Raw genomic sequence first — 13,411 nt, 5'->3', positions numbered from 1 at the left:
TATAAATAGAAAGACCGGCAAATGCCGGTCTTTTTTTACTCTGAACGGGTCGCTATTTACTCGCTAGCTTCCGCTTCCAAAGTCACACCGCTGTAGGATTCATACCCATAGACACTGATGTACCAGGTGCCGGAATCCGGGTTACTAATGGTGCAGCTCTCCTCGTTACCCCAGAGGTATGGACGACAGTCATATCGACGCAGGGTAGGATAGTTACCGTGGCGCACGTAGAGATCAACTTCGCCGGAGCCACCGGACATCTCTATAGTAAGGGTGGAAGTCCCCGACTCAACATCAATGGTGAAGTCATTCCAGCTGCCCTGGCTGCCAGAAAGGTTAGTTTCTGTCCAACCTGAACCATTGCTGCCACTGTCGTCATCGTCGTCGCCATTACCACTATCGTCGCCGCTCGCCATAGCTACAGCTGCTGCCGCGTCCACAATACCGGAGCCGCAGTTGTTGCAAGAAGAGGGGAAGCTGCGAGCGGTGCTGGTGAGGATCGATTCAACTTCATCCGGAGTAACGTCGGGGTTAACCGAATAAATCAGCGCTGCTGCGCCGGCGACATGGGGGGCTGCCATACTGGTGCCCTGGCTGTAATAGTAGCTATCGCTGCCCGCATCGGTAGAGCCGTTGTTGTAGGTGGAAAGGATACCGTCGGAATCGTTTGCGAAGCTCTGTGCGCCACCGGGTGCAGCGACATCAACCACATTGCCATAGTTGGAGTAATAAGAGCGGCCGCCGGTACGGTCAGTTGCCGCAACGGTAATAACCCCATCACAGCTGGCAGGCGAGTATTGGCTTGCGTTGGCACCACTGTTACCAGCGGCGACAACCACGGTAGCGCCGAGGCTGCGCGCAGTGTCGATAGCGCTTTGCGTGGTAGTGTCACAGCTACCGCCACCGCCGAGGCTCAGGTTCAATACTTGGGCTGGGTTTTGGTTGCTTGGTAATCCGCTGACAGAACCACCGGCACCCCAGATAATACCGTCGGCAATATCAGAGGTATAGCCACCACAGCGTCCAAGCACACGAACGGGCACTATCTTCGCATCATAGGCTACACCGGCGATACCCATGTTGTTGTTAGTAACCCCGGCAATGGTGCCGGCTACATGGGTGCCGTGCCAGCTGCTGTCGCTCTCGGAGGGGATGCTCGGATCGTCACCGCAGGCTTTATCTGTATACCAATCCCCTGGGTCAGTGGGATCGTCATCACGTCCATCTCCATCTACGGAGACGAAAGTGTCAGAAATCATATCGTAGCCTGGTAGGATATTGTCTACCAGATCGGCGTGGGGGAGATAACCGGTATCGAGTACGGCAACCACTACGCCATCGCCCTGGGTAACGTCCCAAGCTGAGGGCAGGTTCAAGCCGCCGGTGGACTCGTAGTAATGCCACTGGCTGAGATAGCTCGGGTCATTGGGCTCGGCCATCGCTTTCATAATCAGGTCCGGCTCTGCGTATTCCACATCCGGATCCTGTTTCAGGCGATCGATGATCGCGTTTACTTCAGCTCTACTTTTACGGCCTTCCAGGCGCATTACCTGGGCGCCAGTGGCCATACGGCGGAGGTGGCGCATCTTGTGGCCGGCACGACGGGAAGCTTTTTCGACCGTCTCTGTGGCCATGGTGGCCGCCTTCCCAACTTTAGCGCTCTCCTTGTACTTTACGATGATGCGGTCGGTTAGCAGTGTTTTTTCCGCGTCCGCTGCGTGAGTAGCGAAAGGGGTAGCACACAGTAACGAAAACGCACTCGCCAGAGTCGTCTTTTGCAAAAGACTTTTCAATGATGATTTCATTATTGTTATATCTCCGAGATATTTTAAATCCGGCTATCAGTATTCCGATAGGCCGGAGACTCCTGAAAAACTCCGCACTAACAAAATAAATTTGTTTAACGGATAGGCCTTGAAACTGTCTTTCTCACAGTCGGTAAGTCAGTTTGACCAAAATTGGTACCAAAGTTTCAAAATGGTACTTCTTTATAACGTTCGTGAAATTATTATCCTCAGCTTAAGCCTTTAAATTTGTGTGGCTTTTGGCGACAAATTTATAAGTTTTGGGAAAAAAATCTGATAGTGAGAATTTATCTACGGGAGAGATGTGGAGGGGTTCACAGGGGGGAAACTGGATGATAAACGAATATTTTCAGATAAAAGAATTATCGTGCGTAGAAAAGATGAATCGCTAAACGCTTCTTAGTGACGTGTACGTAGCATTTACGTAGCTTGGCTTTGGGGCCTGTTTCCTGAGGGTACCCCAGTAATGAAAACCTTTGCTGGCTACTACTGGGGTTTGAGGTTGAAAGGTTGGTGTTAGGACTTGTGTTTATCTGGCCTTGCTATAACTGGGAACTTTGGCCCACAGCTTTGCAGCCAGCAATCCAAAGATAAATCCAAATAGGTGGGACTCCCAGGAGATAAAACCACCTCGTGGCAAGACACCGAAAATAAGCCCTCCATAAAGGACGGCTACCACAATAGATATTAATAAACGGCTAAATTTCCTGCTGATAAATCCCGCAAGAAGCAAAAAGCCGAAATAGCCATAGATAACTGAGCTAGCTCCCAAATGATTGCCCCTGCCAGCAAAAAGCCAAACGGCCAGTCCGGTGGTGATCACAACGAACAGGGTCACTTTAAGGTAAGTTTTTACCCCGTACTGCAACACTAAAAAACTGAAGATGCACAGAGTGAATATGTTCGAGAAGAAATGCCAGCTATTTCCATGCAGTAATGGTGCAGAAAAAATATGGGGGAGGTGGTTGATTGAGCGGGGAACAATACCAAAGTAATTAAGCGATCGGCCGCTCAGAATATTAATAATCTCAATTGCAGCAAGCACTAAAAAAATAGCGCCGACCCACTTCAGGTTGTGTCGCATAAATATTCCTTAAAGGGTGAGCTATCACAAATCCCCCTCTCTGGTGGCAGAGGGGCATCCACAGTCTCGGTGAGAATGCCCCAGAGGGTTATTCGATGTTTTGTACTTGCTCGCGCATCTGCTCGATCAATACTTTGAGCTCTACCGCAGCCTGGGTTGTGTCAGTAACCACAGACTTTGAGGAAAGGGTGTTGGCTTCGCGATTAAACTCCTGCATCAGGAAATCCAGCCGCCGGCCGATTGATCCACCGCCGGCTAAAACCCGACGTGTTTCAGAAGTGTGCGCACTGAGGCGGTCGAGCTCTTCATCCACATCAGCCTTCTGGGCCAACAGGACGATCTCCTGTTCGAGCCGGTCCTTGTCCAGCTCCACTTGCAATTCTTCCAGGCGGCTGCGCAGCTTGTCTCGCTGTGCTTCAAGAATTAGGGGAAGCAGTTCTCGAACATTGGCTACCTGCTCTTCGATTCCCTTGAGTCGGGCCTCAATAAACTTGGCTAGCTCAGCGCCTTCGCGTTCACGGTTTGCGCGCAGCTGTCCCAGTGCCTCGCGAAAAGCCTCTAATATCGTTGCCGTCTGTTTATCGGTATCTGCTTCAGGTTCACTGATAACACCGGGCCACTGGAGAATTTGCAAGGGATTGAGTGGTTGAACATCCTCGCCACCGGCTACCTGTTTTGCCGCATGAATCAGCGCCTGGGCGAGGGGTTGGTTGATTTCCAGTCCAGTGTCTTCGGCGCTATTGGTCTTCAGGCTCAAGGTCAGTTCAACTTTGCCGCGGGACAGCGTCTTGCGCAGCGTATCGCGCAGTTGTGTTTCCAGGGAGCGAGCCGCTTCGGGTAAACGGAAATGTGGTTCCAGGTAGCGATGGTTGACCGAGCGCAGTTCCCAGATAGCAGTGCCGCTTGCGTAATTGGCCTCGGCGCGTCCAAAGGCTGTCATGCTGCGCACTTTGTTCTGTTCCCGTTGACTGGCCATAGCTGATCCCCTACAGGCGTATTAATCGGCCCGGCATAATAACACAGCGTTTGGATCGCCATGCTGGGGTATATAATGCGGGGCTTTCATTCAATATTTGAGGTGGACTATGCAGCGTCCCAGTGGCCGCGCCCCTGCGCAATTGCGCCCGGTAAAAATTACCCGCAACTATACCCGTCATGCGGAGGGGTCTGTGTTGGTGGAGTTTGGTGATACCAAGGTTTTGTGTAATGCCTCTCTCTCCAGTGAAGTCCCAAGGTTTTTACGCGGCCAGGGCAGCGGTTGGATAACTGCAGAGTACGGCATGCTGCCACGCTCCACAGGCTCTCGTATGCCAAGGGAAGCGGCCAAGGGCAAGCAGAGTGGCCGCACCGTGGAAATTCAGCGCTTGATCGGGCGCTCACTGCGAGCGGCGGTAGACCTGGAGAAGCTAGGTGAGAATCAAATCACCGTCGATTGCGATGTTATCCAGGCCGATGGCGGTACCCGAACCGCAGCAATCACAGGTGCTTGTGTGGCACTGGTTGACGCCCTGCGTCATATGCAGAGGGAAAAAATCATTGCCGAAGATCCGCTTAAGAATATGGTAGCGGCGGTATCAGTGGGAATTTATGAGGGGGAGCCGTTACTGGACCTGGATTACCCGGAAGACAGTTCAGCGGATACCGATATGAATTTGGTGATGGCCGAAGATGGCGGCATGATCGAGGTTCAAGGCACTGCAGAGGGTGAGCCATTTACCGAAAAGCAGTTTGCTCAGATGCTGGGGTTGGGCAAGGCGGGTATTGATGAATTGATCGCTCTGCAAAAGCAGGCGCTGGACGAGTAAAGCAGCCGCCCCTTGGTTTGTATCCGGCCCTCTCCCAATAGGGAAGGGGCCGGAACTCCGTGCGATTCAAACTTCGATTTCGTAGTCCATGATTACCGGTAAGTGGCTGGAGAATTTCACATTCTTATTGATTGCACCGTACTCAATGCGATTTTTTAGACCGTGAGAAACGATCTGCATATCAGTACGCCAGCCATCTCCTTCTCCGACAGTACCGCTGGGCCACCAGCTAAATTCGTCGGTATCTTTTACTACACGGCGAAAAGCATCGACATAGCCAACATCATTAAACAGTTGGTCCAGCCAGCGCTGTTCGTGACGCATAAAGCCGGGAGAATCCTGGTGATCCTGCCAATTCTGTACGTCTGCACGACGGTGAGCCATGCCCCAGTTACCACAGAAAATAAAGTCGCGGCGTTTGCGGCTTATTTTTAGCAAGTGCGCCTGCATGTCCTCAAAGAATTGGACTTTTTTCTCTAACGACGTCTCATCGGAGGCGACTGGCGCGAGCAGAGAGCCAACGCTCAGTCGCTCGAAATCCGCCTGTAGATAGCGGCCGTACATATCCTCACCATTGGCGAAGCCCATGCCGAATATGATGGCTTTGGGCTGGCTGCGGGTGTAGATAGCCACACCATTTTCGTGGGGAGTTCCCGAGTCGAAAAAGTAACTGTAATAACCGTCGGGGTGAAATATTGGGTGGTCCAATTCAGGCTCGAGAGAGCGCAGATCCTGAAGGCAGATAATATCTGCGTCCTGCTCCGCCAACCAATCGTAGAGACCGCGTTGGGCGGCCTGATGAACGCCGTCTACCGACAAGCTTACTATTCGCATTATTAGCCCCTTACCAGCGGACTGTGTATCATTAGAAACATTATATGCATGCCTACCCCCGGGAATGCTACGGGGAGGTCTCCCTTCACCTTAGCCAATAGTTAACAATTTTCCATGCAGCAATATCAGCGCGATTTTATCCAACTTGCCCTGGATCATCAGGTTTTGTGTTTCGGCGACTTCACTTTGAAGTCGGGCCGTCAAAGCCCCTACTTTTTCAATGCCGGCCGTTTCCACACCGGTGCTGCACTGGCAGCGCTGGGGCAGGCCTATGCCGAGGCGATAATCGCTTCGGGAGTGGAGTTCGATGTCATTTTTGGGCCGGCCTACAAAGGTATCCCGCTGGGTGCGGTGACTGCTGTGGCTCTAGCCCAAAAGGGGATCGATAAGCCTTTCTGTTACAACCGAAAAGAAGCCAAGGATCACGGTGAAGGCGGAACCTTAGTGGGTGCGCCGCTTAATGGCAAGGTTTTGATTATCGATGATGTTATTACTGCGGGCACAGCCGTGCGCGAAGTGATGCAAATTATCGAATCTCATGGCGCAGAAGCAGCGGGAGTTGTGATTGGTCTCAACCGCCAGGAAAAGGCTAGTGAAGATTGTGAATTCTCCGCTATTCAGCAAGTTGAGAGACAGTACAATATTCCTGTGGTCGGCATCGTGCAGTTAGACGATGTGATCAGCTTTCTCGAGCAGGAGTCGAATGATAGCGATACTCTGCAGAAAATTGTGGACTACCGGCAGCGCTACGGTGTCGCGGGTCAATAAATATTGCCCCCCCTAGCTGTGGGCCGGTTAATTCAGAGAGAAGAGCGATGCGAATCGCCCCTTTAGTACCTCTATTGGTCAGCACCCTTTTGATGTTGGCTGTAGAGGCTTATGGTAACAATAGCCGGGTTTTGTATCGATACACTGATCACCAGGGAGTCCTGGTGATCAACGATGCTATTCCACCGGAATTTGTTCCAAATGGATATGAGATTCTCACTCTTACCGGTCGTGTAGTTGAAGTAATCGCACCGCAGCTCAGTCCTGAAGAGTACCAGGCCCAGCTTAAGTTGGAGGCCCAGCGTGAGGCGGATCGTAAGTTGCTCAAGCGCTATAACAGTATTGCGGATATTGAGAGTGCTCGGTCGCGCAAGTTGGCTGTCGTAGAGCAGGATATGGCTATCATGCAGTCAAATATCAGCAGTCTACGCCGGCAAATTGCCCAGGAAGAAGCCTCTGCTGCGCGCACGCAGCGGGGCGGCCGTGAGGTGGCTCCCGAATTGTTGCAGAGAATTGCAGATCTACAAAAAGAAATGGAAGTGCTTGAGGAGCGCCTCAGCCGGCGTGCGGCTGAAGCGGATACCATAGGGGTTGATTTTGATAAGGCGGTAGCCCGCTATACCGAACTTAATGCTGAGAGCTAGCTAATTTCTCAATGCCTGAATAATTTCGGAGGGCTACCGCCAAACAGCCCTCATGAGGAAATGGTTATCTGGCTGCAGCCACTGTCTCACGGAAGAAACCAGCCGTTAATACGGGCCACTGTTCTGCCCAGTACTCTGTAGGCTTACGCTTAAAACCGCTGCGCACGTATTGGACGATACGCCCCTCCGCGCTCGCCAAAAGCAGGTTGGCAGCACCACCGAGAGGAAGAGTCGGGCGCAGGTGCTCGCGCAACTCGGCTTCGCGCAAGATCTGTCTAATTTGGGTTTCCAGTCGATCAAATAACTGCAGGATTCGTCCATGCAGCCTTTCAGTTTCACCGGTAAGCGCGTCGCCTGTGAGCAGGCGAGTGATTCCAGGGTTTCGCTCACAGAAAGCTAGCAGGAGCTGCAGAATTTTCTGGCAGCGATTGAGAGCCGAGGGCTCCTCCTGCAGGATCATTGCGATACGGCTGAAAATGGTCTCCTCAATAAATTCGATCAGCCCTTCAAACATCTTGGATTTACTGGGGAAGTGACGATATAGCGCGGCTTCAGAGAAACCAACTTCCTTGGCCAGTGCTGCTGTTGTAATACGTGCGCCGGGACTGACTTCCAGCATATGTGCTAGAGCTTCCAGGATTTGTTGACGCCGATTGATTTTTTCGCTGCTCATTGACTGCCTTTGGTCCGCTTGGGGGGCGGAATTTAGTTTTGCTCTTGTCGTCTTATTTTGACGGCGGCGGAATCCTACCGATTCGCCGGGCTGTCTTCAATTGCCAAGGGGCTAGTGGTCCACAGTTTGCGCTTCTATGTTGGTAATCAGGGTACCCACGCCTCGATCTGTAAATATCTCGAGCAATATGGCGTGGGGCACACGGCCGTCGATGATGTGAGCGGAATTTACCCCATCCTGAACAGCGTCCAGAGCGCAGGTGATTTTTGGCAGCATGCCGCCATAGATGGTGCCATCCTGAATTAAGCTCTCCACTTCATTGGTAGTCAGTCCGGTGAGAACCTCCCCCTCCTTATCCTGCAGACCGGCGACGTTGGTGAGTAACATCAGCTTTTCTGCTTTCAATTCCTCGGCGATTTTTCCAGCGACGAGATCGGCATTAATATTGTATGAAACCCCATTGCCGTCGACCCCAATGGGCGCAATAACTGGGATAAAGTCACTGTGGACCAGCATATTGATCACATCAATATTAACTTTCTCGACTTCTCCAACCTGGCCGATATCAATGATTTCAGAGGCATGTAGTCCCGCGCTCTCATTTTTTCGGGTCAACTTTCGCGCTTTAACCAGTAATCCGTCTTTACCGGTGATACCTACCGCGCGGCCCCCATTTTTGTTAATCAAATTGACGATCTGTTTGTTGACGGTGCCCCCTAACACCATCTCCACAACATCCATGGTTTCGCTATCGGTGACTCTCATTCCGTCTACGAAGCGGGACTCAATACTGAGCTTATTTAGCAGCTGCCCAATTTGAGGTCCGCCACCGTGCACTACCACTGGGTTCATACCTACCAGCTTCATCAGGATAATGTCTCGCGCGAAACTGTTTTGTAGTTGCTCATCCACCATGGCGTTGCCACCGAACTTGACCACAATAGTTTTGCCTGTAAAGCGCTGGATATAGGGCAGTGCTTCATTGAGGACCTGGGCACTTTTCAGCGCAGAGTTTAGATCTAGGGACATGGGCAGTTCCTTACACAGGGCGAAAGGGAATCAGGTTTGGGGTCCTGAATTGAGTCGCCAACGATTTAAAGCAAATGTGGTGGATTGTTTTCTAAGCAATAGGGGCAGTGGCCCGATGGCGGCGCAGTCTATTCCGCCGTTTTATCTTAATCGAGCAGCTGCCAGTCGGGTACAGTAATTGCGGGAGCAATCCTTCTGAGCTGTCCCATCACCTCAGTACGGATGCGCTCCAGGGCCTGTTCATTTTCAGCCTCAAAGCGCAGGGTTAGTGCGCTAGTGGTATTGGAGGCACGTACAAGCCCCCAGCCATCGGGAAACTCTATACGCAGGCCGTCGATAGTATTGATATCGGCATTGCCAAAATTCCCCTTATCGCGCAGCTGGTCTATCAGTGAAAACTTCTCAGTTTCCTCTACTGGTAGCAGGATCTCAGGGGTGCTGTGCATTTTCGGCAAGGTGTCGAGGAGTTCATCAAGACTTTGTTCGCGCAGTGCCATAATTTCTAGTACCCGCGCAGCAGCGTAGATACCATCGTCGAAACCAAACCAGCGGTCCTTAATAAAGATATGTCCGGAAAGCTCGCCGCCCAAAATGGCTTTGGTCTCCAACATCTTGGCTTTCATCGGAGAGTGTCCGGTCTTCCACATAATGGGGCGGCCCCCATACTGGCTGATTAGCTGGGATAAACTGCGACTGCTCTTAACGTCGAAGACAATATTTTCTCCCGGATTGCGCGCAAGGATATCCCTTGCCAGCAACATAACCAGTTGGTCTGCCCAAGCGATACGGCCGCTGCTTGAAATTAGGGTAACACGATCACCATCACCATCCAGGGCCACGCCCAGATCTGCTCCTGTAGCCAGAACCTTTTCAGTCAAGGCTTCGAGGTTTTCTGGTCTGGAGGGGTCCGGTGCGTGATTGGGGAAGTTGCCATCCACCTCACAATAGATCGGTGTTACTGCACAGCCGAGCTGCTCAAAGAGGCGGGGAGCCAGGTTAGAGGTGGCGCCATTGCCAGCATCGATAACCAAGTGCGGTTGCCCGGCGAGGGCGACATTATTGAAAACTTCATCGATATATTTATCGGTGATTTCTTGCTCCCGATTGGCGCCTTCCCCACTTTTGAATGGGCCTTTTTTCATCAACTGGTAGAGCCCCTGCAGTTTGTCTTCCGCCAGGGCGCGACCTTTCAGTACGATCTTAAAGCCGTTGTATTCCGCAGGGTTGTGGCTTGCGGTAACAATGACCCCGCTACTGGTATTTTTTCCTTTCGCACAAGCGTAATAGAGAAGTGGTGATGGAATCAGGCCGAGATTAATAGAGTTGCAGCCACTATCTAGAATTCCCTCAATCAGGCACTGGCTAAGTGTCTCACTGCTATTGCGTCCATCTCGGCCAACTAGTAAGAGATGTTCTCCAGCGTGCTGTGCCAGGGTGCCGAGCGCTCTACCTAGTTGATAGGCAAAAGGTTCGTTGATTTCCTGCCCGGCGATTCCACGGATATCGTAGGCGCGGAAAACATGCTGGGGATACTCAGAGGTCAGAGGCAGCTCGGGCTTGTCATCGTCACTTTCTGGCAAGTCCTTTGAACTATTTTCTTTTTCTTCGCTTTCTGAGTTCTCCGAATCAGAGTCCGAGATACTGGGTGCTGAGGCCAAGCTCTGCGGCAGAAAATCTGTATTGGAAACCTGTGTATTTCCTCCATCAGAGGCTTGTGGGTGCGCCTTATTAAGCTCGCTGCCACTAGCATCCTTACTTCTTTCCCACGGGGCTCTCGAATCGCGAGGTAGGAATTTCAGTAGGGCGAATAGGCTCACCAATATTCCAATACCGGCTCCGATGTAAATCCAGTATGTGGGCAGACTGTGCTGTTCGACAAAGATTTGGGAGGGACTGAAGTGGAGGCTTAAATAGCTGTCCTCAAGTTGCTCTACAGTGTTGTAGCCTTTTCCTATGCCTGCGCGCCACAGAGTTTGTCGGTGGGCATCGGGAAACTTCTGCATTAACTGAACTTGTCCATGACTACCGCCCAGACTTTTTAAAATGTTTTCCAGCACGGAAAAGGGTTGGGTAGCCAGTAGTTGTTCATTTTCCAGGGTGATAACACTATGAAGTTGCCAGCTATTTTCCACACCTGTACGCAGTACTTCCATCGGTTGCTCAGGTATTTCCTGACTGCGCTTTAACAGATCGACCAAGGCAAAGTTCAGGGAGGGATTTTGCCCTGATCCCACTCGAACCTGTTCGGAAGAAAAGGCCTGGAGGGATACCTGCTCAGGTAGTTTGGTAGATTCAATCAGTGTTGCTGCAGGGAGCTTCCTTGATCCAAGGGCCTGCAGGCGCTTCGAATAGTCTGCGACGTAATACTGCACGACTTCAGCTAGTTCGGCAGTTTTTTGCTTGGCGGCTAGCTCAATCTGCGAATGATTATGGGGTATTACAAGATACTGGATTAACAGATAGGCACCGCCCAGCCAAGCGACAACTACTAATAATAACGGTAAAAATAACCCTTTCTGCATGGTACCGCCTGGTTTCTTTTTGTTGTTGGAGCCCACAGATATCCCTGATTTGAGCGTAAATGTTGTCACTGAGCCTTGGAGGCGATGAGTTCAATGAGCTGTCGGGCTAGGTCGGTCTTTAATGCGGGAGCCAGTCGGCTCTGACCATCCGCATCTATCACAGTGACAGCGTTGTGATCGCTGTTAAATCCCGAATCCGATTGGCTCACATCGTTGGCAATGATCATATCGAGGTTTTTCCGCTGCAGCTTGCTCTGGGCGTGGGCGAGAACCTGTTCTGTCTCTGCGGCGAACCCGATAGTGAAAGGCCGTAGCTCAGTACGCGTGGCTATGGCTGCAACAATATCGGGATTTTTGATGAGGGCAATTGCATCATCATCTTGCCCGTCTTTCTTTTTGATTTTCTGCTCAGCGACTTGGGCCGGCCGGAAATCAGCAACGGCTGCTGCACTGATAAAGATATCGCAGTGATCGGCGGCACTTTTGGCGGCCTCATACATATCCTGGGCGCTGATAACATCGATACGATTGACCTTTGGCGGCGTATCCAAATTTACGGGGCCGGCAATCAACGTCACTTCGGCACCGGCACTCTGCGCCGCCGCAGCCAGGGCGAAGCCCATTTTTCCAGAGCTGTGGTTGCTGAGGAATCTCACTGGGTCAATGGCTTCCCTGGTAGGGCCGGCAGTGATTACTACTTTGCGGCCCTGCAGTGAGTGGCTTGTGTGAAACAGGGATTCAGTGTGTTCCGCCAGGTTTTCTGGTTCCAGCATACGGCCGGGGCCCACGTCGCCACAGGCCTGGCTACCCGCGCCTGGGCCCCAGAATATGACTCCGCGCTCCTTTAGGGTCTGAGCATTGGCTGAGGTAGCTGCGTGGCGCCACATGGCTTGGTTCATGGCTGGTGCCAGGGCCAGGGGGGCTTCGCTGGCCAAACAAAGGGTGGTTAAGAGGTCATCAGCCATACCGGCAGCCAACTTTGCCATTACCTGGGCACTGGCTGGAGCAATCAGGATAAGATCAGCCCATTTCGCCAGTTCGATATGACCCATAGCGGCTTCTGCCGAGGGATCCAACAAGTCTGTATGCACCGGGTTAGCGGATAGCGCCTGAAAGGTCAGTGGCTGTACAAACTCCTGTGCTCCGGCGCTCATTACCACTCGGACATCGGCACCGCGCTCTTTGAGCCGGCGAACCAGGTCGGCACTCTTATAGGCGGCAATTCCACCGCTGATACCTAAAAGTATGCGTTTGTCGGCCAGAGAGGACATAAATGCTGTTTCCGATTTGGTGCGAGCCGGTAAGATTAGCATTTCTGTGTCGTTTCTTATAAGACTGCAGTAGTGCTACAAAGGTGCAGTGTGGAAGAGGTGTTCAGTAGATGTGCGATAGATAAGACACTGACTAACTGGGCTACAAATGAAAATAAAGGACTGGCCGGCAGGTGAGAGGCCTCGGGAAAAGCTGTTGGAGAGAGGGGCTGAAGCCCTGTCGGATGCAGAGTTGTTGGCAATTTTTCTGCGCGTGGGGCTACCCGGCCTCTCAGCAGTGGATCTGGCCAGGAGACTTCTCAATGATTTTGGTGGCTTGCGCCCTCTATTAGAGGCCGAGCGAGATGACTTTTGCCGCGCGCGAGGGCTCGGCGACGCCAAGTTTGCACAGTTGCAAGCGGCGCTGGAAATGGCCAAGCGGCACTTGGCGGAGACGATACAGCACGGCAGCGCACTGTGCAGTCCCGGGGCGGTCAGGGATTACCTGGCAATCCAGCTCAGGCACCGGCGCAGGGAAGTGTTCTGCTGCCTCTACCTGGATAATCAACACCGGGTGATCGCTTTTGAGGAGCTGTTCGAGGGGACTCTGAATGCAGCGAATGTCTACCCGCGCGAAGTAGTACAGCAAGCGCTGTTGAAGGGAGCTGCGGCGGTTATTTTGGCGCACAACCACCCGTCTGGTGTCAGTGAGCCCAGCCAGGCAGATATCTGGATTACCGAGCGTTTGACCCAGGCACTAGAGCTGGTGGATATCAAGGTTCTGGACCATTTGATCGTCGGTGAGGGCAAGGCGCTATCCTTTGCAGAGCAGGGATTGATGTAAAGGTGTCGTTCCCGGCGTTGAAATGTTGTACAAAACTTGCTCCCTACGGGCTCTTTTGGTATAAAACGCCGCTCTTTGCGGCCGGGCCAGATTCTGCACAGGTTCCGCCGCCATCCAGGAACCGGATTAGAATCCCGATTTTTATGTTCCCGC

General features: G+C 52.2%; 12 protein-coding genes. 4 read left to right on the top strand and 8 right to left on the bottom strand.

The window, feature by feature from the left end; genetic code table 11:
* Positions 1-56: 56 nt before the first annotated feature.
* From ACJJIM_RS19910 to ACJJIM_RS19900, 3 genes are all read right to left on the bottom strand, one after another.
* Positions 57-1,805, bottom strand: a complete 1,749-nt coding sequence (locus ACJJIM_RS19910) for a S8 family peptidase (RefSeq protein WP_413663827.1) — start codon at positions 1,803-1,805, stop codon at positions 57-59.
* A gap of 529 nt (positions 1,806-2,334) precedes the next feature.
* Complete coding sequence (locus tag ACJJIM_RS19905) at positions 2,335-2,889, bottom strand: rhomboid family intramembrane serine protease (protein WP_413663826.1); 555 nt, start codon at positions 2,887-2,889, stop codon at positions 2,335-2,337.
* 88 nt (positions 2,890-2,977) lie between these two features.
* The gene (locus tag ACJJIM_RS19900) at positions 2,978-3,865 is read right to left on the bottom strand and encodes a YicC/YloC family endoribonuclease (protein WP_413663825.1); all 888 of its coding nucleotides are present in this window, start codon (positions 3,863-3,865) and stop codon (positions 2,978-2,980) included.
* A 109-nt stretch (positions 3,866-3,974) separates the two neighbouring features.
* Between ACJJIM_RS19900 and rph the strand changes: the two genes are divergently transcribed.
* The gene (rph, locus tag ACJJIM_RS19895; RefSeq protein WP_444911812.1) at positions 3,975-4,694 is read left to right on the top strand and encodes a ribonuclease PH; all 720 of its coding nucleotides are present in this window, start codon (positions 3,975-3,977) and stop codon (positions 4,692-4,694) included.
* Between the two features lie 66 nt (positions 4,695-4,760).
* Here the strand turns inward: rph and ACJJIM_RS19890 are convergent, their stop codons facing one another.
* Positions 4,761-5,528 carry an exodeoxyribonuclease III gene (locus ACJJIM_RS19890; RefSeq protein WP_413663823.1) on the bottom strand — a complete coding sequence of 256 codons (768 nt, stop codon included), beginning with the start codon at positions 5,526-5,528 and terminating at the stop codon, positions 4,761-4,763.
* Between the two features lie 114 nt (positions 5,529-5,642).
* Here ACJJIM_RS19890 and pyrE point away from each other — a divergent pair, with 114 nt between their 5' ends.
* Entirely contained in the window at positions 5,643-6,296 is a 654-nt protein-coding gene (pyrE, locus tag ACJJIM_RS19885; RefSeq protein WP_413663822.1) for an orotate phosphoribosyltransferase, read from the top strand.
* 47 nt (positions 6,297-6,343) lie between these two features.
* Positions 6,344-6,940, top strand: a complete 597-nt coding sequence (locus tag ACJJIM_RS19880) for a hypothetical protein (protein ID WP_413663821.1) — start codon at positions 6,344-6,346, stop codon at positions 6,938-6,940.
* A 64-nt stretch (positions 6,941-7,004) separates the two neighbouring features.
* Here the strand turns inward: ACJJIM_RS19880 and slmA are convergent, their stop codons facing one another.
* The 4 genes from slmA to coaBC all read right to left on the bottom strand — a co-directional run bounded on the left by slmA (position 7,005) and on the right by coaBC (position 12,435).
* A complete protein-coding gene (gene slmA, locus ACJJIM_RS19875) occupies positions 7,005-7,613 on the bottom strand; it encodes a nucleoid occlusion factor SlmA (RefSeq protein ID WP_108735025.1) in 609 nt (202 codons plus the stop codon).
* Positions 7,614-7,724: 111 nt separating this feature from the next.
* Positions 7,725-8,642, bottom strand: coding sequence for an acetylglutamate kinase (argB, locus tag ACJJIM_RS19870; RefSeq protein ID WP_413663820.1), 918 nt, complete (start codon positions 8,640-8,642; stop codon positions 7,725-7,727).
* A gap of 146 nt (positions 8,643-8,788) precedes the next feature.
* Positions 8,789-11,164, bottom strand: coding sequence for a phosphomannomutase/phosphoglucomutase (locus ACJJIM_RS19865; RefSeq protein WP_444911811.1), 2,376 nt, complete (start codon positions 11,162-11,164; stop codon positions 8,789-8,791).
* 65 nt (positions 11,165-11,229) lie between these two features.
* Positions 11,230-12,435 carry a bifunctional phosphopantothenoylcysteine decarboxylase/phosphopantothenate--cysteine ligase CoaBC gene (coaBC, locus tag ACJJIM_RS19860; protein ID WP_413665903.1) on the bottom strand — a complete coding sequence of 402 codons (1,206 nt, stop codon included), beginning with the start codon at positions 12,433-12,435 and terminating at the stop codon, positions 11,230-11,232.
* 148 nt (positions 12,436-12,583) lie between these two features.
* Here coaBC and radC point away from each other — a divergent pair, with 148 nt between their 5' ends.
* Entirely contained in the window at positions 12,584-13,258 is a 675-nt protein-coding gene (radC, locus tag ACJJIM_RS19855; protein ID WP_413663818.1) for a RadC family protein, read from the top strand.
* Positions 13,259-13,411 lie beyond the last annotated feature (153 nt).

This window comes from Microbulbifer maximicatervae (SeqCode), from assembly GCF_052467615.1.
This window is presented reverse-complemented; position numbering and strand designations above follow the sequence as displayed.